Below are 24,500 nucleotides of genomic sequence, written 5' to 3' on the forward strand. Positions count from 1 at the left end.
TGTTACTAATGGAAAGCCGTATACATGGAGACATGTAAGTACGGTTTGGGGGCGAGTACTCGGAAACCGCCCACCGCAAGGTGGGTATGGCGCTGGGTGCTTAGCCCACACAACGAGGAACAGGATGTCAAGAAGAAGATTATGATGGTGGTTGGAGCGTGCCTTTTCCTGATTGCGGCAGCCCAAGCATTACCTCTATTCTTCGGAATTAACGCATAAACAGTCAGGAAATGATTAATGACGGACGTTATCCGGATTATCCGCTGTTCAAGGGGTTACAACGGCCTTTGGAGCTGATGGGATTACAAGGCCGCTACATCTATTGGGCGGCAGGCGTGGCTGGTGGAGCCATTGTGGGCTTTATCGCCGCCTACTGTCTTATGGGCTTTGTGGCCGGACTGGTCGTATTGGTGACTGTCTTATCTGCGGGAATCGTGCTTATCATCCTCAAACAGCGAAAAGGGCTGCACAGCAAAAATGTAAAACGTGGAGTGTATGTGTATGCCTATTCGCACAAAGTATGACTATAAGAAAAACCATCACGGCAATGTGTGTGGCTGATTGATTGTTGAACGCGGGCGGGTCCGCCTCCAGCCGAGGCAGACCTGCCCCTATTTAATGAACGAATATCGGAATGACCCTATATATCATTTTATTTTTCATCGCCCTATGTACGGGTATGGCCTTGTCAGTCTATACGTTCGGTACGGGTGGCAAGCGCAAGCACATCTTTCAGAATATCTATTTCTCTGTGGAAGATACAGATGGTGTGGGTGTGCTGTACACCAAGACGGGTGAATATTCCGCCGTCTTGAAAATCGAAAATCCAGTACAGAAGTATTCGGCAGACATTGACAGCTATTACGATTTCACGCATCTATTCTCTGCCCTTGCACAAACACTGGGCGAAGGATATGCCTTACACAAACAGGACATCTTCGTGAGAAAACAGTTCGCGAACGAGCCGGAGCATAATCAAGAATTTCTCTCAGCATCGTACTTCCGTTATTTTAATGGGCGTCCGTACACGGACAGCCTTTGCTATCTGACTATCACACAGGAAGCCAAGAAGAGCCGTCTTTTCTCTTACGATAGCAAGAAATGGCGCGATTTCCTCGTGAAGATTTATAAGGTTCGAGACCTACTACGCGACAGCGGTGTACAAGTGAAATTCCTGAACAAAGCCGAGGTAAGCGAATATGTGGACCGTTACTTTGCGATGAACTTCAAAGACCGTATGGTCTCGATGACGAATGTCAAGGCTGACGACGAAACGGTATCTATGGGTGATAAACGCTGTAAGGTGTACAGCCTCGTGGACGTGGACTGCGCTGCACTCCCCTCGCTGATACGTCCCTATACCAATATCGAGGTGAATAATACCGAGATGCCAGTGGATCTTGTCTCGGTGGTGGATAATATTCCGAACGCAGAAACGGTGGTGTACAACCAAATTATTTTCCTGCCCAGTCAGAAGCGTGAACTGGCATTACTCGACAAAAAGAAGAACCGGCACGCAAGCATCCCCAATCCGAGTAACCAAATGGCCGTAGAGGACATCAAGAAGGTACAGGACGTAATAGCCCGTGAAAGCAAACTGCTCGTGTACACGCACTTCAACATGGTGGTGGGCGTGCCTGCCGACACCGACCTTCAAAAATGCACGAATCACTTGGAAAACGCTTTTGGGCGCATGGGCATACATATCAGTAAGCGTGCATACAACCAACTGGAACTGTTCGTCAGTTCGTTTCCGGGCAACTGTTACAGCCTGAACGAGGAATATGACCGTTTTCTGACCCTCTCCGACGCTGCGGTATGCCTGATGTACAAGGAACGGGTGCAGCATAGTGAGGAAACGCCGATAAAAATTTATTATACTGACCGTCAAGGTGTTCCGGTAGCTATCGACATCACGGGAAAAGAGGGAAAGAACAAGCTGACCGACAACTCGAATTTTTTCTGCCTGGGGCCTTCGGGCAGCGGAAAGAGTTTCCACATGAACTCCGTCGTGCGCCAGTTGCATGAACAGGGGACGGACGTGGTAATGGTCGATACGGGTAACTCATACGAGGGGCTATGCGAGTATTTCGGCGGCAAGTATATCAGCTATACCGAGGAACGGCCCATCACGATGAATCCGTTCCGCATCAATCGGGAAGAGATGAACGTAGAAAAAACGGGATTCTTGAAAAACCTCGTCTTGCTCATCTGGAAAGGTACGCAGGGAACGGTCACAAAGACGGAAGACCGTCTGATAGAGCACGTCATCACGGAATATTACGACGCCTACTTCAATGGTTTCGAGGGCTTCACACCCCAACAGCGTGAGGACTTGCGTAAGAGCCTCGTTATTGATGACCGCAACAGCAGTGAGAAGCGGCACGAAAGCGAACGGGAACGCGCGGTCCGCATCGAGGGTATCATTGACGAGATAGAGGGCCGACGCAAGGAACTGAAAGTGGAGGAACTGTCATTCAACTCTTTCTATGAATATTCCGTGCAGCGCATCCCGGATATCTGTGAGGAAAACCGTATCACGGGCATCGACCTCTCGACATACCGCTATATGATGAAGGACTTCTATTTGGGCGGCAACCACGAAAAAACGCTGAACGAGAACATGGACAGCTCGCTGTTCGACGAGACGTTCGTGGTCTTCGAAATCGACAGCATAAAAGATGACCCGCTGCTTTTTCCTTTGGTCACGCTGATTATCATGGATGTTTTCTTGCAAAAAATGCGCATCAAGAAGAACCGCAAAGTCCTTGTCATCGAGGAAGCATGGAAAGCCATCGCCAGCCCGCTGATGGCGGAGTACATCAAATTTATGTACAAAACAGCGCGTAAATTCTGGGCCAGTGTGGGCGTGGTGACACAGGAAATACAAGACATCATCGGCAGCGAAATCGTGAAAGAGGCCATCATCAATAACTCGGATGTGGTGATGCTGCTTGACCAGAGCAAATTCAAGGAACGTTTCGACACCATCAAGACGATTCTTGGCCTAACGGACGTGGACTGTAAGAAAATTTTCACCATTAACCGCCTTGAAAACAAGGAAGGACGCAGCTTCTTCCGCGAGGTGTTTATCCGTCGGGGCACGACCAGCGGTGTTTATGGCGTGGAAGAACCGCGCGAGTGCTACATGACTTACACGACCGAACGAGCGGAGAAAGAGGCTCTGAAGCTTTACAAGCGCGAGTTACAATGCAGCCACCAAGAGGCTATCGAGGCATATTGCCGCGACTGGAATACCAGCGGTATCGGCAAGGCATTGCCGTTTGCGCAGAAAGTTAATGAAGCGGGATGTGTACTGAACTTAACCACTAAAATAACATCATAATGAAAACGAAAAGGATTTTAATCACCCTGTCACTGGGCTACGGGATAAATATGATGGGGTTTGAAAGCAGCTTGACGCGCGAACAAATCTCTGTCAGCAATCCGGAACTCACTGTTTTGTCCCTCCGGGAGTTTTGTATGCTGTCCAAGGAGAACCTGCTCCGCATGGATGACATGACACCGGACAAAGTAGCCGCCATCGAACGGTTGTTGGCAGAGTATTCCCTTCGGTTGGGTATGTCCGATGTAGAACTGGAAGCGTATTTGAACCGGTATTATGAAGAAAACCCCAAAGAAAAGGAGTTTTACGATATGTGCGACAGGCTATGTAACAGCAAACCTGTCTTCGATGAAAACAGGTTTCGAGAAGAACTATTCCGGGAACTGAACAGTAGTCCGATGAGTGAAAAAAGACTAAGTGACTTGGGATGGCTACGTTATCAGACCGTGCGCGAAACTTATCTAAACCAGCCTTTCTTTTTGAGATGGTTCGGCTCCCAAGAAGCCCGGATCAAAAGGGCCATCAAGGATACTACCATCATACATGATATGTTCTGCCGACTTGTCACGGAGAATTGTATCGAATCTGAACGGTGGTATTTCAATCACAAGGAACCGGAATACATAAAAGAGGTCTGAAACGATGAAACGGCTGTTTATCTTTTGGGTTATCCTATTGCCTGCCCTGACACAGCACGTTCACGCACAATATTACAGCGTGAACTATGACGCTCGTACCGTGGCGGCCATGGCCGCAGCATTCGGCACGGAGGCAGTAGCCGAAAGCTACTACCGCGAGCAGGTGGATGATATTCTGAAACACTATACGGCGGCAGAAGTGGCGGCAGCAGGGATATTTTCTTCCAAATTTTTGGAACACAAGGCTCTGTCCGACCTTGGCATCTGGTGCAGCAGCACGGAAAATTACTACTATCGTCGAATTTACCACATGGTGGCAGAAAAAATCATGCCGAAAATATGGGTGGTGGCGAAGCTGATGCTGCGCTCACCACAAACAGCAATCCACTGGGGCAGCTACCTGATGAAGGTGTGCGACGATACGAAGAGCCTGTGTATGCAGTTCGAAAGTGTGGTGACAAACAGCACGCTGTCGTTTTCGGACATCGCTTTTCTGGAAATTGACCGCGACATTGCCACCTTGCTGAACCTCGCGGAACTGGGCGGTACCGATTGGCAACGGATGTTGGACAACTTTACCAAAGTGCCGAGCAATTTCACGATTGAGAACTTAAAGGGCGACATTGACAACCTTTATAACATGGGCGTAGGGCTGGCAACATCAGGTATGGAGAACCTCGGTGACGCTCTACTGCAAAGTAGTGCGTTCCATGACCTGTTGGGTGGCAAAGTCAATGAAATCGGCAACCTGTATGAACACTACGGTACTCTCTTCGAGCAGGCGGAACATGACATCGGCAGTCTGCTAATCAACATGGTGGGCGGTCAGGATAGCGTGGCCGCATTGTTCAATTTCAGCAACTACGACCTCACATCGTGGATGACCGACTATATGGACAATGCTGTCGGGAACTATTACACGCAACGGTGGTATATCGCACGGCGTGATCAAGGAAGCATTTCTCTATGCGACTACTACCCACCGACAGACGACAACAGCATATTGAACGGGGGCGCATGGACACGCTTTAACACGAGTGATCCGGGATTTTATCCGAACGCTTCGCAACGGGAGCAGGCCCTCGCCAATTCAGAACGGTATGCCGGATGGTCAAGAAGCCGAGTGCAACAGCTCAACAATAGCAACGATGGCTACACCTATACTATCAATACCCGACAACAGGCCTATATCATCAGTAAGGGTAACAAGCAGACAAAGAAGGCATACGCCTACGAGATACACGTGACACAGAGTTGGAATCGGACGGAGGTGGTCTATGAGGATGTCTTCGATTCCTATTCGATGGATTTGAATACGTTCAAAGCGCAGCTCAATGCCCGCCTCTCGGAGTTCAATGACAACGAGGAAGGCTATGTCTATTACATAGCATCCGATGCACGGAACTATTATCAGGCGACGGACGCCGCAAAATTGCAGGGATGCGAAAGCGTGACCATCAGTGTAACCTGTTCAGACGGGGCGACGCTGGGGCAAGGCTCGACACAATACAAGTGTCGCAAGTGTGGCGGCTCACTGGATGCCCACTCCAAAGAGTGTGTCATGCAGACCTCGGTAACGGAGAACGAACTGGACCTTTCAGAACTGGACGCACTGATACGGGAAGCGGACAATCAAGTCGCCGTTCTTCAATCTCAGATTAGTGCCTTGGAAAAGGAAAACGCCGACCTTCTGAAAAAAATTGCCGAGGCGAGCGTGGAAGACGCAGCAGCTTACCGGCAACAATATAACTCCAACCGGACACGTATCGAGGAACTGAAAAGCGAACTTGCCGAGTGGCAACAAAAACAGAAGGAGTACGCAGATGCGAAGCAGGAAGCGGAAGCAGAGAACGATGTGCCGACAGATGATTACTACCGCCTACCGGCTATCATGCAGGATTGCAAGACAGCCTATAGCCTCACTTGGCAGGACGGAGGTACATGGAGCGGCTATACGTTCGTCCGTAAGGCGACGATGCCGAACATCAATGGTATCATTACGTTCCGTGCGACTATTTCTATCGCACGGAAGCCGAAATACTTTCTGGGTATCAAGATTCACCGTGCCATTATCCAAATCAGTTGGGAATTGACTTCGGCATACACAGACACGCACGTTGCCGATGTACTGACACTCGATCCGAACCTGTCGAACGAGGAAAAGACTAAAATCGTGAATAATCGCATATCGGAAATCGCACGGGAATATCCCAACTGTAAAATCACTACCGAGTATGCCCGTACAGAACCTATGGAAGAAGTACCGAACAGCGACGTGTACCACCTGCTTTGGTCAAGTGACCGCCTCGAAATCGCACGAGAGGTGGATTCACGTATCACGAAAATATACGCCGACCTCGTATCCTTGGAGAAGATGATGCACTACAAGCGGAACATCATCGACGTACTGAAGGATGTGCTACCGGAACTCGATACGGACGAGGGTCGTAGGCTGACACTCGTGGAAGAGTGCCATGACCGCTGGGTAGAAAACGCACGGACATCCCGAAGTGGCAGAAAGGAGGTACGGCCATGAAACGCACTATACTGATAGCCATTACGTTGCTTGCGCTACTACCCGATGTCGCCAAGGGCCAATGGACATTCGATATCGTGTCGGTGGAAGCGTACATAAATGACCACAAAAAACAACGCAGCCTGTTGCTGGCCCGAAGCACGCTGGAATACAGCAACCAACTGCTGCACGAGTACAGCCGTGAGGAGACGGGCAAATACAAGGAAGTAAATATCGACCTTGACCGCTATACCCGTGCCTTTGATGTCATCGACGTGATGTACCAGTCCCTGCGGACGGTGCTGAACGTGAAGGATACCTACAGCTCGGTAAGTGACCGTATCGGTGACTATAAGACCATGCTGGAGGCTTTCCATGAGAAAATCCTAAAACATGGGAACATCGAGCCGTCAGACGCATTGATTCTGACTATCAATGAAAAAGCAATACGGGACATCGCCAACGAGGGAGAACACCTCTATAAGTCGGTGAGCGACCTCGTGCTGTATGCCACGGGCGCAGCGGCCTGCTCGACCAGCGACCTGCTGATGGTACTGGAGTCCGTGAACAAGTCGCTGGACAGCATTGAGCAACACTTGAACCGGGCATACATCGAGACATGGAGATACATACAGGTACGTATCGGCTACTGGAAATCGAAGATTTACCGGGAACGTACCAAACGGGAAATTATTGACGGTGCTTTCGGACGATGGCGCAATGCGGGACGACTGGATTATTGACGGTAAAAGAGGAAGGAGGTAAATAATGCCATAATGATGATTATGACTTCTATACACCGAAATTGATAAGGAATATCTTAAAACGCGGGAAAAGCGTTTCGTCCTGAATGTTCGGAGAAGTACAAACAGAGAAAGAAACTTTAAGTACAAACAAGTCTATCTGGCCTATAACCAAGAGGCAAATGGACATTTGGATTAATAAAAGATGTAATGAAAAAGATCGTTTTTGAAAAAGACATTACGCTATATAAAGCCGATTGCCTTGAAGTAATGCCTCTTCTCTCAGAATCAAGTATTGATTTAGTTCTATGCGACCCACCTTTCGGAATTACAGCCTCGCAATGGGATAAGATAATACCATTCTCGAAAATGTGGGAGGAGATTAGAAGAGTGAGAAAGGATAATGCGCCTACGGCTTTATTTGGCAGCGAACCGTTCAGCAGCCTTTTACGCTGTGGCAATTTAGCCGAATTTAAATATGACTGGGTATGGGAAAAGTCAAAAGCAAGCAATTTCCTTCTTGCTAAAAAGCAACCTCTAAAAGCGCATGAGCTAATCAGTATCTTTTGTAACGGCAGAACTCCTTATTATCCAATCATGGAGGAAGGTGAGCCTTATGAGAATCGTACAAAGAGAGGAAGTAACTGGACAGGAGTAAACAAGGTACCAAATCCTACATTCAGAAATGAAAACAAAGGAACGAGATACCCACGAAGTGTGAAATATTTTAAAACTGCGGAATCAGAGGGCAAAACGATTCATGTTAATCAAAAACCAGTCGCATTGTTGAAATATCTGATAAAAACATACACGAAAGAGGGTGACACAGTCCTTGATTTTGCCTCTGGAAGCATGAGCACTGCAATCGCCTGTATTCATACGAATAGAAAATGTATTTGTATTGAAAAGGATGATATGCACTTCTTGCGGGGAGAGGAAAGGATTAGAAATGAATATAATATAAAAAGAAATGTGGAATAATCCTGGTGATTAACTGATTGAAGCACATTGAGTATTGAAAGATTAATAACAAATAACCGAAAGTAAATATGGACAGAATACTCTTACTCGTGACGGTTACAATAATTGCAACCACGGCGGCAAAGGCACAATCCGTGACCTATAACCACGATTCGCCGAAACAAAACCAAGTAACAGTAATGGAAACCGGTACGGGAGCACTCTCGCCCGACCTCTACTATTCCATACTGCACAACAAGTATAAAAAGTCGGCAGCAGTCAAGAACAAACTGTCGTTCCGCACACTGGCGGGCGTCAACCTATACAACCAAACGGACGAAGCTGAAGCCATCGACTCGGCATTGGTGAGCCGGGCAAAGATAGAAGCCTTGAACGTGGCTGACCGTCAAGCGGACATCGCATGGGTCGCTGAAGGCGATAAGGTCAACGGACAGATGGTACGGCTCAAACGAAACATAGACCGCATCTTGCCTGTCGGGGGGACATCGGAGGATAAAGACAGATGGACGGAATATTACCATATCTACCAGTGCGCCATTGATGCAACGAAAGATGCCTATATGCCCAACGCACAGCGGAAGAAAGAGTATCTGCGCATCTACGAGGATATAACTCGACAGAACGAAATCCTTGTCGGCTACCTTGCCAAACGGCAGAATACTACGATAACAAGTACGCTACTGAACGCTACCGCTGACCGTACTCTGGATAAGGAGAGTATTGTCCGCGATGCGGTGAACCGATGGCACGAATCGCGCTTTGCCGTGCGCGGCCCGCAATCAGGCAATAACACGGGCGGCAGCGGCAACGGAGATGAAACAGTAAACAAAGGGAACTGAAAAAACAAAAACGTATGGCAGACGGAAATATACTCTCGGATTTCGGTATTAATATCCTTGAAGAAGAAATTGACGATGTGATTTTTCAAACGAACGAGTTCCTGACTGATGCGACTTTTACCGGCTCGCAGGGACCGTTCTGGTGGATACTACAAATGTGCATGGCACTGGCTGCCCTGTTCGCTATTGTGATGGCAGCGGGAATGGCGTACAAGATGATGGTGAAACATGAGCCACTGGATGTGCTGAAGCTGTTCCGTCCTTTGGCTGTTTCAATCATCCTCTGTTGGTGGTATCCGCCAGCAGACACGGGTATGGCTGGCAGTGGGAGCAGTTGGTGTTTCCTTGACTTCCTGTCTTACATCCCGAACTGCATCGGCTCGTACACGCATGACCTGTACGAGGCAGAAGCCACCCAAATAGCGGACAAATTCGAGGAAGTGCAGCAACTTATCCATGTACGTGACACGATGTACCAAAGCTTGCAAGCACAGGCAGATGTCGCTCACACGGGTACCTCCGACCCGAATCTGGTAGAAGCGACCATGGAACAAACCGGAGTGGACGAAGTGACGAAGATGGAGAAAGACGCAGCCGAACTGTGGTTTACCTCACTGACGGCAGGAGTCATCGTAGGTATCGACAAAATCATCATGCTTATCGCTCTGATTGTGTATCGTATCGGATGGTGGGCTACCATCTATTGCCAGCAAATCCTACTGGGCATGTTAACAATATTCGGACCTATACAATGGGCGTTCTCGCTGTTGTCCAAATGGGAAGGTGCATGGGCGAAGTGGCTTATAAGGTATCTGACAGTACATTTCTATGGTGCAATGCTCTACTTCGTCGGCTTCTATGTGCTACTGTTATTCGACATTGTACTGTGCATACAGGTAGAAAACCTGACGGCAATCACAGCAAGCGAACAGACAATGGCGGCCTACTTGCAAAACAGCTTCTTCTCCGCCGGCTACTTGATGGCGGCAAGTATCGTGGCACTGAAATGCCTAAACCTCGTGCCGGACTTGGCAGCATGGATGATACCTGAAGGCGACACGGCCTTCTCTACACGGAACTTTGGAGAAGGTGTGGCGCAGCAGGCCAAAATGACGGCTACGGGCGGTATCGGCTCGATGATGAGATAATGATAAACCTAATATTAAATATCCAAAAGATGAATGTACAACAGAAAATTGAGAAATGGTGCAGGAACGAGCGTTTCGTGCACTATGCAAATGAACGCATAAGCGAAGAGCTCGTTTATGCACCTAACCACCGAATTGATCCGGAATATGAAGAACTGGACGAAGCCATTACATGGGACAACCGATATATTGTCCCTATGATGACTTACCTTACCTATCGTCTGCAACTGGTCAAATTGCAGAAAAATGCCAAGAATCGAAACCGCCGTGTCTGGTGGATATTCGTGCATGTAATCATGCGGGAAGATTACACACAGCTTTTTGACGGGAAGTTCGAAAAATTTCTGACGGAGTTGCATGATACAGTCATGACAATGTTACATGACGAATACACACGATTGTCTAACAAGAAAAAATAAAGGTATATGGTCATCAAACATTTGGAGAATAAAATCCGACTGGTGGGCATCATCTGCACTGCTTTTCTTGCAGGGTGTATCATCATCAGCGTATCAAGTATCTGGACTGCTCGGACAATGGTGACGGACGCGCAGAAAAAGGTGTATGTGCTGGACGGAAATGTACCTATACTCGTAACCCGCACGACGATGGACGAAACACTGGACGTGGAGGCCAAGAGCCACGTAGAAATGTTCCACCATTACTTTTTTACTCTCGCACCGGACGACAAATACATCCGCTATACGATGGAAAAAGCGATGTACCTGGTCGATGAGACGGGACTGGCACAGTACAATACCCTCAAGGAAAAGGGATTTTACTCCAATATATTGGGTACGAGCGCGGTGTTCTCGATTTTCTGTGACAGTATCTCCTTTGATAAAAAGAATATGGAGTTCACCTACTATGGTCGGCAGCGAATCGAACGTCGGAGTAATATCCTGATGCGCGAACTGGTTACGGCAGGGCAACTTAAACGTGTGCCGAGAACGGACAACAATCCGCATGGACTGCTCATAGTAAACTGGCGCACATTGCTGAACAAAGATATCGAGCAAAAAACAAAGAGTAACTATTAAATCACCAAAGATATGAATATCAAAGGATTCAAACGGATGTTGTTCGGCGAGAAGATGCCGGACAAAGATGACCCGCAGTACAAGGAACGCTACGAGCGAGAGGTGCAGGCCGGGCATAAATTCGCCAAGGCGACACGCATCGACCAAGCGGCAGCCAAGGTGCAGGGCTTTGCCAACGCACACCGGACGCTGTTTCTGGTCATCGTCTTTACATTCGTCATCGGAGCTTTCGTATGGAACGCCTACCGCTTGGTAACTGTGTACAGACACACTCCGGCAAGTCGCACGGCGACGGAAATGCAGGATTCTGTGCTTCGGGAACGGCACAAGCTGTTGCAGGAAGTCGAAATAAGGGAACATAAAAACAGAGGGGACAAACCATAGTAAAAAGAGTACTTATGAATACACGGCTTGAAAAATCAGTCCGTTCGTCAGACGAATGGTACACGCCAAAGGAGATACTGGACGCATTGGGCAAATTCGACCTTGACCCTTGCGCTCCCATCCGTCCGTTGTGGCCGACTGCCGAGGTCATGTATGACCAGAACATAGATGGGTTGTCCCAGATATGGGAAGGGCGTGTGTGGCTCAATCCTCCCTATTCGCGTCCTCTTATCGAGCTATTCGTCCGGAAATTGGCAGAACATGGCAACGGCATTGCATTATTATTCAACCGTTGCGATTCCAAAATGTTTCAGGACGTCATCTTCCCCAAAGCGACGGGAATGAAATTCCTACGCCACCGCATCCGATTCTACCGACCAGACGGAGCACGAGGTGACTCTCCCAGTCGCGGTAGCATCCTATTAGCTTTCGGAGAAGACAACGCAGAGATACTGAGAAATTGTGCCATTGAAGGCAAATATGTACAACTCAATTAAAAGATGTATAATGAAGATATTGGAGAAAATCAATTTTCGCCAGCCGAAATATATGCTTCCCGCCATCCTTTATTTCCCCCTGCTCGGCACGTCTTATTTCATCTTCGACCTGTTTCAGACAGAAACGATAGAAATACAAGACAAGGCGTTGCAGACGACGGAGTTCCTGAACCCCGAATTGCCGGGGGCACAGATCAAGGACGATGGCATAGGCAGCAAATACGAGAATATGGCAAAATCATGGGGTAAGATACAGGACTACTCCGCTGTAGATAACATAGACCGGGAAGAACCCGATAAAAACAAGGAAGAGTATGAATCGAAATACACGCAGGACGACATCGACCTGCTCACGGAAGAACAACAGGAAAAAGCTGCGGCAGCGGAAATTGCCTCTGCCAAGACACGAGAACAGGAAGCACTTGCCGAACTGGAAAAAGCACTCGCAGAGGCGAGACTGAGAGGGCAAAACGCGACTGTCCCCCCGGCAGAAACGGACACGGCCAACATTGCTCCACCACAAGGAGCAGCAGCCTCCGGAACCATCAACGAAGAGAGCCGGGCTGTGAAAACGCCATCAGCGGACGAACCGCCCAGCGAGGTGGTACGCAAGGTGAAGACAACCTCGGACTACTTTAACACACTGTCGAAGAATGTCCGTGAACCGAAACTCATCCAAGCCATCATTGACGAGAACATCAAAGCGGTGGACGGCTCGCGCGTGAGGTTGCGCCTGCTTGACGATGTGGAGATTGGCGAGTGTGTGATAGCAAGGGGAACATACCTGTACGCTACGGTAAGCGGATTCTCATCCGGGCGCGTGAAAGGTAATATCAGCAGCATCCTCGTGAATGACGAATTGGTGAAAGTGAGTCTCTCACTCTATGATACAGATGGCATGGAGGGGCTGTATGTGCCCAACAGCCAATTCCGGGAAACGAGCAAGGATGTAGCAAGCGGGGCAATGTCGGGCAATATGAACATGAGTATGGGAAGTACAACAGGAAACAGCCTTGCACAATGGGGGATGCAGGCGGTGAACAATGCCTACCAGAAAACAAGCAATGCCATTAGCAAAGCTATCAAGAAAAACAAAGTCAAGTTGAAATACGGAACTTTCGTGTATTTAGTGAACGGACAGGAAAAAAGGAATTAAAACGATGATGACATGGAAACAGATTTATCAGAATATCACAAAGGTACGGATGGGCTTTATTATGCGGACTATATAGCCCCAAATAAAGCCGAAACATTTATCGGAAAACTTGTGAGTACCGAATGGTGGCATCACAGAGGGCAGTTTGCCCTAATATGCAACTTCCGAACAGAAGACAGACGGAGGATTGCCTTATTCGCTTTTCAAAAACATACCGGTTTTTACGGACCAAGATACGGGAATGTTAATTTCAAAACAGTGGAGAAGGGCACTCTTTGGCAATGTGAAATCCAAATGACCCGGACGGGACGTTGTACTTGGGCGCGTGCCAGGCAGATAAAGAAATGAAGCGAAATAGGGAAAAGAAATCAATATAAATATTTTTAATCATGTGCCTATGAAATCTTCAAACTACTTAAAAAAATTATACGGGAATCCGACAGATGAAAAATATACACCGGGATATGGTGTATTACCCATTATCAAATATATACCCGAAGGCAAGATAGTCTGGTGTCCTTTCGATACGAAGCACAGTGAGTTTGTGCAGAAATTCAAGGATGCCGGTTTCCATGTCGTGTATTCCCATATCTATAACGGACAGGATTTTTTCAACTATGAACCGTCCCAATGGGATATACTCGTATCCAATCCTCCTTTCAGCCGGAAGGTGGAAGTCTTCGAACGCTGTCTGAAACTCGGAAAACCATTCGCCTTGCTGATGTCCAACTATTGGCTGAATAACGTAGCACCCTGCCGACTTTTCCAGAATACTGATCTGGAATTACTCATGTTCGATAAACGTATTCAGTTCGGAAAAGGGAAAAACGTACCGTTCAACAGCAGCTATTTCTGCCATAAAATACTTCCGAAACAAATCATATTCGAACAGATAGATGTTACGGACAAATCTCCAAGTTGTATGCAGGATGACATCCCAGATAAGGCAAATATCAATCCGCAAGAGAATAAAGCAATCATGAATTTTCAATTATAACTCTGTATTTCAATGAAAAGGAATTTATTTGGCATTATGCTTCTATCAGGTATTTCCATTTTACCGAAAGCTAACGCACAAACTACCTACGAAGAAATGGAACAACTGACGGTGAACGAACAGATAACAACTGTCATCACGGCATCGGAACCGGTGCGTTTCGTGGATATTTCCACTGACAAGGTGGCAGGCGATCAGCCCATTGACAACATCATTCGCCTAAAGCCCAAGGAAAGCGGACACGAGGATGGTGAAATACTCGCCATCGTCACCATTGTGACGGAACGATACCGCACACAATACGCACTGATTTATACCACAAGGATGAAAGAGGCAGTAACGGATAAGGAGATATTGCTACAAGAGCGTAATGCGTACAACAATCCGGCAGTCTCAATGTCCACTGCCGACATGACACATCATGCACGGCGCATCTGGAACTCACCTGCAAAAATCCGCAACGTAGCTACCAAAGCACACCGCATGGTGATGCGTCTGAACAATATCTACTCGGTGGGTGACTACTTCTTCATAGACTTTTCCATCGAGAACAAGACGAACATCCGTTTTGACATTGATGAGATACGGATAAAGCTGACAGACAAGAAACTCGCCAAGGCAACCAACGCACAGACTATCGAACTGACACCTGCTCTGGTTCTGGAATCGGGCAAGACATTCAGACACGGCTATCGGAATGTGATTGTCGTGAAAAAGATGACCTTTCCCAATGACAAGCTACTGACCATCGAAATGACGGAGAAACAGATTAGTGGCCGTAACATCAGTCTGAACATCGACTATGAGGATATACTGGCGGCAGATTCGTTCCATGCAGATTTATTGGAGGAGGAATGACTATGAAAAAGACAATCATCGTGATAATTACCTGCGTGTGTATCGCTGCAAGTGCAAATGCACAACAAGGTAGCGGACGCCTCTCGCTTGGCACAGGGCTACTCTACAAGAACGGCATGGATATAACGCTCGCCTACGAACACGAAATGAACTATCGCCATACGTGGGAGTTCTTCGTCAACGGCTATCTACAATGGGCAGAGTGCGCTTCGTGCGGGCATATCTGCTCGGAATCATTTTGGCGAAACTACCGCAGCTACGGTTTTGGCGTGGCCTACAAGCCGTGCATGACGCGGGGACGCAACCACTATGGCAGTCTGCGTATCGGAGCTTCAGCCGGAAGCGACATGAATAAGTTCCTCGGTGGCCTGCACTTCGGTTACGAACACAACTATGTGCTACGGGCCGGATGGACACTGTATTGGCAAGTGAAAAGCGATGTGATGATAAAAGGTGCGGACGTGCTGCGAGCAGGTGTCGTGCTGGGTGTGAAACTACCTATAAAATAGGGAAACAAAAAAGAAAGCAATATGATACGAAAGATACATTTGGTGGCAGCGGCAACGGCTGCCGTGCTTTGCGCTGCCTGTGACACGCATATAGACGTACCCGATACAGCAGTTCGTCCAGGACATATCCTCTGCGAGGATGGAACAGCTTTGCCTTACGCACAATATGAACAATCGGGGAAAAAAGCGATAGCGGTTGTCTTCGATACCGAAAAACGCGGAGATACGGAGGGGGACGGTTATGCAGTTTACCTGTGGGACATTGCTCCACAGGCATTCGCCGACAGCCTCGGCATCGCACAAGGCACATCGGCTGACATCATGGCTTATGATGGCAATGAGAATACATTCGCACTGTATGATACACAAGAAACCGCTTCGCCAATGGCAGAAGCGGTTTTCGACCTATGGCGGTACGGGCAGAGTGCCTATGTACCGTCCGTGGCAGAGATGCGGCTGCTCTACACCATGCGAAAGATAATCAACCCTGTCATCGAACAATGTGGCGGTGAGCCGTTACCACTGGATGAAAACGACTGTTGGTACTGGACATCCACAGAAGTCGAAAAGCAACAGACAGCCAAGGCATGGCTCTATTCCATGGGGAGCGGCGCAATGCAGGAAACACCTAAAGTACAGGCGCACAAAGTACGCCCTATAATTACCATAAACGAATAAAAGATAGAAAGATATGAAAGATACGGATATATTTTTCAGCATAGCATTGATGATATTGGGAATTGTCCTCATGTATAAGTCCATGAAAGGTAATTCATGCCGACAAATACTGGCAAAACTCGCAGATTCCATAGCATTGGATAAAGAAGATATTAATTTTCAAATTAAAAGGTTCGGCTACCTTTTGGACGAAATGACTGCCGATAATGAAAAAAATTCAATCTTGAAGCGTCATGCCGACAGACTGGAGGAACTTGTCACGCAATTAGACCGCACACGAAACGAGCTTGAAACAAGTAATCTGTCAATGGCGGATATTAACGGAGAGTTGAAAAGAAGTAATGCCGAACTTGTAAAGAGAGCAACCCAATTACGCAATGAGATACAGCAAGACGAGCTTGTCATCCAAAAGATGCAAGAACGCCTTGATTCTCTCAAAAGAATCAAAGTGGGGCTTGAAATAGCCCTGAATAACATTCAAGCAGAAGAAGTACACTATCTCTCGGAACCGGTATTCAGTTTGGGTATTACCCCATCCATCAAAAGCCATCTTGAATCTCATGGAATATTATATATCGGAGACCTGATTCATCTTAACGAGCAATATCTCATGGAAATCTGGGGTATCGGTCCGGTAACACTTGATAAGATAAAAACAAAACTGAACGAGAATGGTGCATGGTTCGGTATGGATGTAATCAGAGTAGGTAATCATTGGTATCGTAGAAAACAAGGACTAATAACAGACTGACTTATGGAAGAAAGTAAAGAATTGCAAGGGTTCTATAAAATATTCCGCACAGTGGTATATGTGTCCGTGCTGCTGGAGTTCTTTGAATATGCCATTGACCCTGCAATGCTTGACCACTGGGGCGGCATACTGACCGACATTCACGGACGCATCAAACAATGGATGATTTACCACGACGGCAATCTTGTGTACAGCAAAATCGCAACGGTACTGCTTATCTGCATCACTTGTGTCGGAACGCGGAACAAGAAGCATCTGGAGTTCAACGCACGCCGGCAGGTGGTGTATCCATTGACGAGTGGGTTATTGCTGCTCGTACTCTCCGTATGGCTGTTCGGCCATACGATGGAAACAAGGCTTTATACCTTACCTCTGAATATCATTCTCTATATGATTGCCTCCATTGCTGGCGTAGTACTGGTACATATCGCATTAGACAACATTTCAAAGTTCATCAAGGAGGGACTGATGAAAGACCGTTTCAACTTCGAGAATGAAAGTTTTGAACAATGTGAAGAAAAAGTCGAGAATGAATACAGCGTAAATATCCCCATGCGATACTACTATAAGGGTAAATTCCGTAAGGGGTGGATTTCTGTAAGCAACTGCTTTCGAGGAACATGGGTAGTTGGAACACCGGGATCGGGTAAGACTTTCAGTATCATAGAGCCGTTTATCCGACAGCATTCGGCCAAAGGTTTCGCCATGGTGGTGTATGACTACAAGTTTCCTACATTGGCGACCAAGCTCTACTACCATTACAAGAAGAACGAGAAACTGGGCAGAGTACCCCAAGGGTGCAAGTTCAACATGATTAATTTTGTGGATGTGGAGTACAGCCGTCGGGTGAATCCAATTCAGGCAAAGTACATCAACAATCTTGCGGCGGCCAGCGAAACGGCGGAAACATTATTGGAAAGCCTACAAAAGGGTAAGAAAGAGGGAGGCGGCGGAAGCGACCAGTTCTTCCAAACCTCGGCGGTAAACTTCCTTGCCGCTTGTATCTACTTTTTCGTGAATTATGAACGTGAACCCTACGATGCCAACGGCAAGCCTCTATATGCGGAAAGACAGCAAGATCCGCAGACCAAATTCTGGAAACCGACAGGTATCGTGCGCGACCGTGAAGGCGGCAATATCGTGGAACCTGCCTATTGGCTGGGAAAGTATTCGGACATGCCACATATTCTGTCATTCTTGAATGAAAGTTATCAGACGATTTTCGAGGTACTGGAAACTGACAATGAGGTTGCTCCGCTGCTTGGCCCATTCCAGACAGCCTTCAAAAATAAGGCAATGGAACAATTGGAGGGTATGATTGGCACGTTACGTGTTTATACCTCGCGTCTGGCAACCAAAGAGAGCTACTGGATATTCCACCGGGATGGCGATGACTTCGACCTGAAGGTGAGTGACCCGAAGAATCCGAGTTACCTGCTGATTGCAAATGACCCGGAAATGGAATCCATCATCGGTGCATTGAACGCTCTTATCCTAAACCGTCTCGTTACCCGTGTGAATACCGGGCAGGGGAAAAATATTCCTGTGAGTATTATAGTGGACGAGTTACCGACACTTTACTTTCACAAAATAGACCGCCTGATAGGTACGGCGCGAAGCAATAAGGTGAGTGTAACGCTCGGCTTTCAGGAACTACCGCAACTGGAAGCCGATTATGGTAAGGTAGGTATGCAAAAGATCATTACGACGGTAGGTAATGTGGTAAGCGGCTCGGCACGTGCCAAAGAAACGCTGGAATGGTTGTCCAATGACATCTTCGGCAAGGTGGTCCAGGTCAAAAAAGGCGTGACTATTGACCGGGACAAAACAAGTATCAATCTCAATGAGAATATGGATAACCTTGTGCCTGCCTCGAAAATCTCGGATATGGCAACCGGATGGATATGCGGTCAGACGGCACGGGACTTTGTGAAGACGAAAACAGGTATGGGCGGTTCAATGAATATTCAAGAATCGGAAGAGTTCAAGACTACAAAGTTCTTCTGCAAAACAGATTTTGATATGGCAGAAATCAAGAAAGAAGAAGCGGCGTATGTGCCGCTGCCGAAGTTCTACACTTTCAAGTCGAGAGAGGAACGGGAGCGCATCCTATATAAAAACTTCGTACAAGTGGGGCAAGATGTGAAAGAGATGATAAAAGACGTTCAGAATAAGCGCAACGCGAAATAAAAATCCGGCTGTCTGACATATAATGTAAATAAAAACAACAAAAACCGTCAGTACAATCGTACTGGCGGTTTACTACTAACTAATCTCTTCTTCTGGTTTATCAGGAGAGCTACCTGCTTAATAATTGGGTGAGTTGCTGATGGCATTTTTTTTCGTATTCCTCTTTGTCAGTACCGCATTCAATTGCCCTGTCAATGACATCCCCTAACTCGTTGTAACAAACTTCTTCATTGACACACTCTGCATCTTTGCCTTTCAACAGATATACCTCATAATAGTCCGACCCATTAAGTGCAATAATGACGTATCCGGTGTGTAACAGTCCGTTTACTTTGATACGAAGTGCAGGCAGGCCTTTGAAGATGGTGGCTGCAAACTCTGCGATACCCCATGACATGAGGACGGACATAGGGGTAAGTCCTATCAACTGCTCTTGAATGGTCTGTGCTATTTGTATTACATACTCTTTTTCCATAACTATGCTATTTTTAAGATGATTATTGTTTTTTTATTCGAACCATTCCGGGTTGTCCTTTTTCAGTTCGGCAACCAATTCTACGTCTGTCAGTCGTAGGTTTGCCATGTCGGTAAAGAAGAAAACCTCGTCATAGATTCTTTCGGCTTCCTTGCTTGCGAAGCCTTCGTTTTCATCGTTGAAACTACCGGGCTGAAGGGCATCGAGCAAGGTAATCGAGCCGATAAGGAGTTCTTCACCCTCGTTGGATTCCACCACACGGCAAGGATAGTTATTGCCACCAAATTGTACTTCTTGTGTTTTCATACGCTTGTTATTTTATTATTTTAATGGGATATGCTTTCCATTTGTCTTGAGGTATTCCATAAGACACTTTGCTTCTTCATGTGATGCACGATTGCGGTCATCATAGCGACGTGTCTCATCCGCCATCACAATGATGCACTCCTTAAACAACCTATAGAGGCTCTGTTGCAGTGTGGGGTGCATATCAGGTATAGCGGCTGCAAAACGCTTGGGATTGAAACTAAAACTATTCACTGCCATTTCCCATTCTTTGGCAAGTTTGTACTCTTTGCTTTCTTTGATGTTGTCCATTGTCATGAAATTTTAATGATTTATTTTTCTTCCCTCTGTTCGGTTCTATATTCTGTCTGAACCGCTTGGGATTTACAGATGCTTTACAGGACTGACGAACAAGCTATTTCCAACGCTTTTTTTGGAAAATTACTCTTTCACAGAAAGGAAGAATTTTATAAAAATGCACTTCAAAGCGATGGAATCAAGCGCGGCAGTCCACCTTCGCGTCTGGAAAACCAACCGGCGAGGACAGGAAGGGACCGGAGAAGGAATAAGATGGAAAAGATAAAAAGGAGGAAACTGATAGGTATAAATGGAGACGGGTGGCGGTGGGGTATCGGGAGGTAGCTATAAATGGGATAGAAAAGGCATAATCGCGCGGATGGCGGGTTTGCCCGGCAGACACGCCGCCCGACAACGGTTTGGAGCAGTTGTCCGTGAACATCTTCACCTTAATCTAATTACAAATTAGGAACGAATAGAGGACAGATTACTCCACCCTCTATTCGTTGGTTACTGATTATGGTTAAGCTGCAATATCTTCCTCTTGTGGCTGTTCTTCGGTCTGCATCCCTACTTCGGATTGCTGTTTGTCAGATTGCTCCGCTTCCTGCTTTGCTTGTTCCTGCACCAAAAGAACGGCTTTTTTCTCTTCGATACGTTGGTGACGCTTCTCATACACTTCATTATGTCCGTTCTTGATGTCTGCCAACAGGTCGGGCATATGTTTTTGTGCGAAGTCAAGCAAGAGGGATGCAATGGCATTGTTGCCGTATGCGTTCTTGAAATTAGCAATTAGAAAATCCCTGCGAATAATCGCTTTCTGCTTGCTCGTGAGGTTGGCAATGATGTTTATCTTTTCTTCATCTGTAAGGTAGGAATAAGGCTTTTTTTCCTCGATACCTACCGCTTCGAAATGCTCTTTGCGGAGGGATGATAGCAAGAAGAAATAAATCATCTTGTCCTCGTCTTGCCCAAACTTGCAATCGGACATATCAACCTCCAAAATCTGTTTTTTTGTGTCCTCTACAGTCTTTTCAAGGGCAATTTCCTTGTTGCGTTTGTCTTGCTTTTCCAACTTCTCTACCGGTGAAAGCGTCTGCTCCTGTTTTGTGTCATTGGTAGTACAGGTAACTTTCGGAACATAACAGAGTACGATGTCCTTGCTCTCAATACGGAAATAAAGGATGATTTCACCTGCTTCACTTCGGGTACGGATTTCTTCGCATTCTTCCGTGTAATCGTTCAAATCCTGTTCGAACTCGCTCTGTGCCTGTTCGTATTCTTCGGTGGTGTCGTACTCATCTTTTCGGGGTGCTTCGGGCTGTTCGGGATATGCCTTTGCATAATAGTTAAGGCTTTCCACTTCGTAACCCATGGCGGTAAGACGTTCTACTACGGCTTCATTGCTGTTGAAACTTTCATAGCAGAGGGATACCTCAGGGCGTTCTTCCATAAGGCGCACGGCTTTCTCCGTGAGGTATGCCGCATTCATTTCAGCAAGGCAAGTACGATTGGCGCAATTTCCGCAACCGCCCTCGCAAAATAACATCATATTATTTGTATTGTGAGGACACGACAGACAGAGGGTCTTGTCAAATGCGTATCGCTCCAAGTCGGTGGTATATTGCCGTTCGATGTTCCGTGCAACATCAGAGGCTTTCATTCCTCGCCAACTATTGTACTGCACCCCCTCTTTAAGATGCTTGTTGTACACCTCTTTCTGAATATCTTCCCCATAACGGCAAATTTCGCTCGCTACGCTGATTGTGATTTCGTCCTGTTCCAAAAGCTGTGCGATTTCGGGCATTAAGGAAACGAATTTAAGCCGTGTGCGGATATAGCTTTCGTTTTTACCGAACTGCACCGCCAAAGACTGCACATCGTGGCGACCACTATCAATGAGCTTTTGGTAGGCATTTGCTTCCTCTATCGGGGTAACATCCTTGCGCTGGAGGTTTTCAGTTACCGCCATTTCTTCGGCAACTTCGTCTGAAATTTCCATAACGACAGCCGGAATGTCTTCCAATCCTGCCATGAGGGAGGCACGATATCGACGTTCTCCAAAAACAATCTCAAAGCGGTTGTTTTCTATCGGGCGTACTCCAATAGGCTGTAACACACCCTGCTGACGAATACTCTCGGAAAGTTCTGCAAGGCTCGCTTCGTCAAAATTCTTACGTGGGTTGTAATTGCTCGGCTGCACGTTTGCCAATGCTACCATTGTGATGTTTTTCTCTACTGATTGAATTGCTGTTGCTTCCATAATCATAAAAATTTAATTGGTTTTAATATTTAATTTTTTATTTTCCCTTTGTTCGGTTCTCTTTTCTGCCTGAACCGCTTGGGATTTACAGATGCTTTACAAGGACTGACGAATAAGCGATTTCCGACGCTTTTTCCGGAAAATTACTCTTTCGCAGAAAGGAAGAATTTTATAGGAAATGCACTTCAAAGCGACGGAATCAAGCGCGGCAGTCCACCTTTGCGTCTGGAAAACCAACCGGTGATGGCAGGAATGGACCGGATGAGTGGCATTAAAAGAATATAGAAAAGGAAGAATACGCTGAAAGGCGGATGGTAAAACGGATGGAACTATAAAGGGATGATTAACGATACAACGGGACAAGCGGAAGGACGTAAGACCAGACGGTGTAAAACAGGAATGGAACTTACCAGATAAAAATCCTTTGAGCCATTTCGCTAAATAAATCTGTATCAATTGCCTGTTTTACCAGAAATTTGCATTATTTTTGCAGTAACGAAACAGCCGTTTCGGAAACAGCCGTTTCGGAAACAGCAATAAAAAAGGATAAGGATATGAGATTTTTTGACAGGACAGAAGAAATAGCCTCTCTTCGCAAGATTCGCGAAATGGCCAAAAACAATGCTCAGTTTACAGTGGTAACGGGACGTCGCCGTATCGGTAAGACATCACTCGTGTGGAAGGCATACGAAGACGAACCGATTCTCTATTTCTTTGTTGCCCGGAAAGCCGAAGGCGATTTGTGTGAGGACTACCGGCTTGAAATAGAGAACAAGTTGGGAGTCCCAACCATGGGGCGGGCCGAACACTTTACCGATGTGTTCGAGTACCTGATGAAACTTTCGGCAGAACGTCCCATCACACTCTTTATCGACGAGTTCCAGGAGTTTTTCCGTGTGAACAAATCGGTGTTCAGCGATATGCAGCGCATCTGGGATCTATACAGCCCGAAGTCCCGTATTAACCTGATTGTCTGTGGTTCGATTTATTCCATGATGACAAAGATATTCAAGGATAAGAAAGAGCCGTTGTATAACCGGCAGTCGCGCTTTATGACTGTGCGTCCGTTTACCCCAACTGTTCTGAAAGATATTCTTTCGGAATACAACCCCGGCTACACGGCGGAAGATCTGCTGGCATTGTACGCTTTCACGGGCGGTGTGGCGAAGTATGTACAACTACTCGTGGATGCAGGAGCAACAACCAAAACGACTATGCTCGACCAGATTATAAAGGCCGACTCCATATTTTTGGGCGAGGGTAAAGCGATTCTTATCGAAGAGTTCGGCAAGGATTACGGAATCTATTTCTCCATACTATCGGCCATTGCACGAGGAAAAACATCCCGTTCGGAAATTGAAAACGTGGTAGGCAAGGAAATCGGCGGTTATCTTACCAAGCTGGAAAAAGAATACGAAATCATATCGAAGAAGCAACCGCTGTTCGAGAAGAGTTCCGCCAAGAATGTCCGGTATGTCATCGAGGATAATTTTTTCACGTTCTGGTTCCGCTTCATCTACAAGTACAGCTATATGCTGGAGATAGAGAACTATGGAAGTGTGAAGATGATTATAGGTCGGGATTATGAAACTTTCAGCGGTCTGATGCTTGAACGTTACTTTAAGCGTGTACTGATAGAACGGCAAGTCTATACGCGTATCGGAGGCTGGTGGGACCGCAAGGGTGAGAACGAAATAGACATAGTAGCTGAAAACGAACTGGACGATACGGCGACATTTTTCGAAGTCAAACGCAAGGCCGAAAATATCGACATGGAAAAACTGGAAGCGAAAGCAGCCGCTTTCATGCGTGCAACGGGAGAGTTCAAAGGTTATTCCCTGTCATACAAAGGGTTGTCAATGACTGATATGTAGCAATACATATCGGCATAACGTACTAACAGAAGTCAC

At 46.8% G+C, this 24,500-nt stretch carries 27 protein-coding genes; 23 read left to right on the forward strand and 4 right to left on the reverse strand.

Going from position 1 to position 24,500, the window contains the following annotated elements:
- The first annotated feature begins 24 nt into the window (after positions 1-24).
- From HMPREF0106_RS0125235 to HMPREF0106_RS02750, 21 genes are all read left to right on the forward strand, one after another.
- Positions 25-219 (forward strand): DUF4134 family protein, encoded by a 195-nt coding sequence (locus HMPREF0106_RS0125235; protein ID WP_007481836.1) that lies wholly within the window; start codon positions 25-27, stop codon positions 217-219.
- An 11-nt stretch (positions 220-230) separates the two neighbouring features.
- Positions 231-524, forward strand: coding sequence for a hypothetical protein (locus tag HMPREF0106_RS02845; protein WP_009041016.1), 294 nt, complete (start codon positions 231-233; stop codon positions 522-524).
- Between the two features lie 110 nt (positions 525-634).
- Positions 635-3,346 (forward strand): helicase HerA domain-containing protein, encoded by a 2,712-nt coding sequence (locus HMPREF0106_RS02840; RefSeq protein WP_009041017.1) that lies wholly within the window; start codon positions 635-637, stop codon positions 3,344-3,346.
- Positions 3,346-3,984 carry a hypothetical protein gene (locus HMPREF0106_RS02835; protein WP_004322062.1) on the forward strand — a complete coding sequence of 213 codons (639 nt, stop codon included), beginning with the start codon at positions 3,346-3,348 and terminating at the stop codon, positions 3,982-3,984. The genes HMPREF0106_RS02840 and HMPREF0106_RS02835 overlap by 1 nt, the downstream gene beginning before the upstream one ends.
- Before the next feature lie 4 nt (positions 3,985-3,988).
- Entirely contained in the window at positions 3,989-6,520 is a 2,532-nt protein-coding gene (locus HMPREF0106_RS02830; protein ID WP_009041018.1) for a hypothetical protein, read from the forward strand.
- Positions 6,517-7,242 carry a hypothetical protein gene (locus HMPREF0106_RS02825; RefSeq protein WP_004322064.1) on the forward strand — a complete coding sequence of 242 codons (726 nt, stop codon included), beginning with the start codon at positions 6,517-6,519 and terminating at the stop codon, positions 7,240-7,242. The genes HMPREF0106_RS02830 and HMPREF0106_RS02825 overlap by 4 nt, the downstream gene beginning before the upstream one ends.
- A gap of 210 nt (positions 7,243-7,452) precedes the next feature.
- Positions 7,453-8,223, forward strand: coding sequence for a DNA-methyltransferase (locus HMPREF0106_RS02820; protein ID WP_009041019.1), 771 nt, complete (start codon positions 7,453-7,455; stop codon positions 8,221-8,223).
- Positions 8,224-8,291: 68 nt separating this feature from the next.
- On the forward strand, positions 8,292-9,062 hold the full coding sequence (locus tag HMPREF0106_RS02815; protein ID WP_009041020.1) for a DUF5045 domain-containing protein: 771 nt from the start codon (positions 8,292-8,294) through the stop codon (positions 9,060-9,062).
- 14 nt (positions 9,063-9,076) lie between these two features.
- Positions 9,077-10,210: a hypothetical protein gene (locus tag HMPREF0106_RS02810; protein ID WP_009041021.1), complete on the forward strand. Its 1,134-nt coding sequence runs from the start codon at positions 9,077-9,079 to the stop codon at positions 10,208-10,210.
- Positions 10,211-10,239: 29 nt separating this feature from the next.
- Positions 10,240-10,629, forward strand: a complete 390-nt coding sequence (locus HMPREF0106_RS02805) for a hypothetical protein (protein WP_004310176.1) — start codon at positions 10,240-10,242, stop codon at positions 10,627-10,629.
- Between the two features lie 6 nt (positions 10,630-10,635).
- Positions 10,636-11,250 (forward strand): conjugative transposon protein TraK, encoded by a 615-nt coding sequence (gene traK / locus HMPREF0106_RS02800; RefSeq protein ID WP_004310175.1) that lies wholly within the window; start codon positions 10,636-10,638, stop codon positions 11,248-11,250.
- 12 nt (positions 11,251-11,262) lie between these two features.
- Positions 11,263-11,634 (forward strand): hypothetical protein, encoded by a 372-nt coding sequence (locus tag HMPREF0106_RS02795; protein ID WP_009041022.1) that lies wholly within the window; start codon positions 11,263-11,265, stop codon positions 11,632-11,634.
- 14 nt (positions 11,635-11,648) lie between these two features.
- Positions 11,649-12,131 carry a DNA N-6-adenine-methyltransferase gene (locus HMPREF0106_RS02790; RefSeq protein ID WP_009017608.1) on the forward strand — a complete coding sequence of 161 codons (483 nt, stop codon included), beginning with the start codon at positions 11,649-11,651 and terminating at the stop codon, positions 12,129-12,131.
- Positions 12,132-12,141: 10 nt separating this feature from the next.
- Complete coding sequence (gene traM, locus HMPREF0106_RS02785) at positions 12,142-13,287, forward strand: conjugative transposon protein TraM (RefSeq protein WP_004310172.1); 1,146 nt, start codon at positions 12,142-12,144, stop codon at positions 13,285-13,287.
- Between the two features lie 12 nt (positions 13,288-13,299).
- Entirely contained in the window at positions 13,300-13,635 is a 336-nt protein-coding gene (locus HMPREF0106_RS02780; RefSeq protein WP_004322067.1) for a hypothetical protein, read from the forward strand.
- A gap of 49 nt (positions 13,636-13,684) precedes the next feature.
- A complete protein-coding gene (locus HMPREF0106_RS02775) occupies positions 13,685-14,284 on the forward strand; it encodes a hypothetical protein (protein WP_004322068.1) in 600 nt (199 codons plus the stop codon).
- Between the two features lie 12 nt (positions 14,285-14,296).
- On the forward strand, positions 14,297-15,142 hold the full coding sequence (gene traN / locus HMPREF0106_RS02770) for a conjugative transposon protein TraN (RefSeq protein ID WP_007218152.1): 846 nt from the start codon (positions 14,297-14,299) through the stop codon (positions 15,140-15,142).
- On the forward strand, positions 15,139-15,651 hold the full coding sequence (locus HMPREF0106_RS02765) for a hypothetical protein (RefSeq protein WP_009041023.1): 513 nt from the start codon (positions 15,139-15,141) through the stop codon (positions 15,649-15,651). The genes traN and HMPREF0106_RS02765 overlap by 4 nt, the downstream gene beginning before the upstream one ends.
- A gap of 21 nt (positions 15,652-15,672) precedes the next feature.
- On the forward strand, positions 15,673-16,329 hold the full coding sequence (locus HMPREF0106_RS02760; RefSeq protein ID WP_004310168.1) for a DUF1566 domain-containing protein: 657 nt from the start codon (positions 15,673-15,675) through the stop codon (positions 16,327-16,329).
- Positions 16,330-16,342: 13 nt separating this feature from the next.
- A complete protein-coding gene (locus HMPREF0106_RS02755) occupies positions 16,343-17,080 on the forward strand; it encodes a DNA-directed RNA polymerase subunit alpha C-terminal domain-containing protein (RefSeq protein WP_009041024.1) in 738 nt (245 codons plus the stop codon).
- 3 nt (positions 17,081-17,083) lie between these two features.
- Positions 17,084-19,270: a type IV secretory system conjugative DNA transfer family protein gene (locus HMPREF0106_RS02750; protein WP_004310166.1), complete on the forward strand. Its 2,187-nt coding sequence runs from the start codon at positions 17,084-17,086 to the stop codon at positions 19,268-19,270.
- Between the two features lie 109 nt (positions 19,271-19,379).
- On the opposite strand, the gene HMPREF0106_RS02745 is transcribed toward HMPREF0106_RS02750, so the two are convergent.
- The 4 genes from HMPREF0106_RS02745 to HMPREF0106_RS02725 form a co-directional block, all read right to left on the reverse strand.
- Positions 19,380-19,745, reverse strand: a complete 366-nt coding sequence (locus HMPREF0106_RS02745) for a hypothetical protein (protein ID WP_009041025.1) — start codon at positions 19,743-19,745, stop codon at positions 19,380-19,382.
- A 33-nt stretch (positions 19,746-19,778) separates the two neighbouring features.
- Entirely contained in the window at positions 19,779-20,051 is a 273-nt protein-coding gene (locus HMPREF0106_RS02740) for a hypothetical protein (protein WP_004310164.1), read from the reverse strand.
- A 15-nt stretch (positions 20,052-20,066) separates the two neighbouring features.
- Positions 20,067-20,342 (reverse strand): hypothetical protein, encoded by a 276-nt coding sequence (locus HMPREF0106_RS02735; RefSeq protein ID WP_004322070.1) that lies wholly within the window; start codon positions 20,340-20,342, stop codon positions 20,067-20,069.
- Between the two features lie 508 nt (positions 20,343-20,850).
- Complete coding sequence (locus tag HMPREF0106_RS02725) at positions 20,851-22,590, reverse strand: ParB/RepB/Spo0J family partition protein (RefSeq protein WP_009293454.1); 1,740 nt, start codon at positions 22,588-22,590, stop codon at positions 20,851-20,853.
- Between the two features lie 48 nt (positions 22,591-22,638).
- Here HMPREF0106_RS02725 and HMPREF0106_RS27560 point away from each other — a divergent pair, with 48 nt between their 5' ends.
- The gene (locus HMPREF0106_RS27560) at positions 22,639-22,875 is read left to right on the forward strand and encodes a hypothetical protein (protein WP_005777345.1); all 237 of its coding nucleotides are present in this window, start codon (positions 22,639-22,641) and stop codon (positions 22,873-22,875) included.
- A 269-nt stretch (positions 22,876-23,144) separates the two neighbouring features.
- Positions 23,145-24,464, forward strand: a complete 1,320-nt coding sequence (locus HMPREF0106_RS02720; protein WP_005777343.1) for an ATP-binding protein — start codon at positions 23,145-23,147, stop codon at positions 24,462-24,464.
- Positions 24,465-24,500: the final 36 nt, after the last annotated feature.

It is taken from the genome of Bacteroides sp. D22 (genome assembly GCF_000163675.1).
In the GTDB taxonomy this organism is placed as follows: Bacteria; Bacteroidota; Bacteroidia; order Bacteroidales; family Bacteroidaceae; genus Bacteroides; species Bacteroides xylanisolvens.

Bases quoted from the DNA above. Each gene is read 5' to 3' on its own strand.
- HMPREF0106_RS02815 (WP_009041020.1), top strand. From the start codon at position 8,292: ATGGACAGAATACTCTTACTCGTGACGGTTACAATAATTGCAACCACG.
- HMPREF0106_RS02745 (WP_009041025.1), bottom strand. From the start codon at position 19,745: ATGGAAAAAGAGTATGTAATACAAATAGCACAGACCATTCAAGAGCAG.
- HMPREF0106_RS02795 (WP_009041022.1), top strand. From the start codon at position 11,263: ATGAATATCAAAGGATTCAAACGGATGTTGTTCGGCGAGAAGATGCCG.
- HMPREF0106_RS02735 (WP_004322070.1), bottom strand. From the start codon at position 20,342: ATGGACAACATCAAAGAAAGCAAAGAGTACAAACTTGCCAAAGAATGG.
- HMPREF0106_RS02725 (WP_009293454.1), bottom strand. From the start codon at position 22,590: ATGGAAGCAACAGCAATTCAATCAGTAGAGAAAAACATCACAATGGTA.
- HMPREF0106_RS02835 (WP_004322062.1), top strand. From the start codon at position 3,346: ATGAAAACGAAAAGGATTTTAATCACCCTGTCACTGGGCTACGGGATA.
- HMPREF0106_RS02755 (WP_009041024.1), top strand. From the start codon at position 16,343: ATGAAAGATACGGATATATTTTTCAGCATAGCATTGATGATATTGGGA.
- HMPREF0106_RS0125235 (WP_007481836.1), top strand. From the start codon at position 25: ATGGAGACATGTAAGTACGGTTTGGGGGCGAGTACTCGGAAACCGCCC.
- HMPREF0106_RS02805 (WP_004310176.1), top strand. From the start codon at position 10,240: ATGAATGTACAACAGAAAATTGAGAAATGGTGCAGGAACGAGCGTTTC.
- HMPREF0106_RS02750 (WP_004310166.1), top strand. From the start codon at position 17,084: ATGGAAGAAAGTAAAGAATTGCAAGGGTTCTATAAAATATTCCGCACA.
- traN (WP_007218152.1), top strand. From the start codon at position 14,297: ATGAAAAGGAATTTATTTGGCATTATGCTTCTATCAGGTATTTCCATT.
- HMPREF0106_RS02810 (WP_009041021.1), top strand. From the start codon at position 9,077: ATGGCAGACGGAAATATACTCTCGGATTTCGGTATTAATATCCTTGAA.
- HMPREF0106_RS02765 (WP_009041023.1), top strand. From the start codon at position 15,139: ATGACTATGAAAAAGACAATCATCGTGATAATTACCTGCGTGTGTATC.
- traM (WP_004310172.1), top strand. From the start codon at position 12,142: ATGAAGATATTGGAGAAAATCAATTTTCGCCAGCCGAAATATATGCTT.
- HMPREF0106_RS02760 (WP_004310168.1), top strand. From the start codon at position 15,673: ATGATACGAAAGATACATTTGGTGGCAGCGGCAACGGCTGCCGTGCTT.
- HMPREF0106_RS02790 (WP_009017608.1), top strand. From the start codon at position 11,649: ATGAATACACGGCTTGAAAAATCAGTCCGTTCGTCAGACGAATGGTAC.
- HMPREF0106_RS02775 (WP_004322068.1), top strand. From the start codon at position 13,685: ATGAAATCTTCAAACTACTTAAAAAAATTATACGGGAATCCGACAGAT.
- HMPREF0106_RS02740 (WP_004310164.1), bottom strand. From the start codon at position 20,051: ATGAAAACACAAGAAGTACAATTTGGTGGCAATAACTATCCTTGCCGT.
- HMPREF0106_RS02845 (WP_009041016.1), top strand. From the start codon at position 231: ATGATTAATGACGGACGTTATCCGGATTATCCGCTGTTCAAGGGGTTA.
- HMPREF0106_RS02830 (WP_009041018.1), top strand. From the start codon at position 3,989: ATGAAACGGCTGTTTATCTTTTGGGTTATCCTATTGCCTGCCCTGACA.
- HMPREF0106_RS02820 (WP_009041019.1), top strand. From the start codon at position 7,453: ATGAAAAAGATCGTTTTTGAAAAAGACATTACGCTATATAAAGCCGAT.
- HMPREF0106_RS02780 (WP_004322067.1), top strand. From the start codon at position 13,300: ATGGAAACAGATTTATCAGAATATCACAAAGGTACGGATGGGCTTTAT.
- traK (WP_004310175.1), top strand. From the start codon at position 10,636: ATGGTCATCAAACATTTGGAGAATAAAATCCGACTGGTGGGCATCATC.
- HMPREF0106_RS02720 (WP_005777343.1), top strand. From the start codon at position 23,145: ATGAGATTTTTTGACAGGACAGAAGAAATAGCCTCTCTTCGCAAGATT.
- HMPREF0106_RS02840 (WP_009041017.1), top strand. From the start codon at position 635: ATGACCCTATATATCATTTTATTTTTCATCGCCCTATGTACGGGTATG.
- HMPREF0106_RS02825 (WP_004322064.1), top strand. From the start codon at position 6,517: ATGAAACGCACTATACTGATAGCCATTACGTTGCTTGCGCTACTACCC.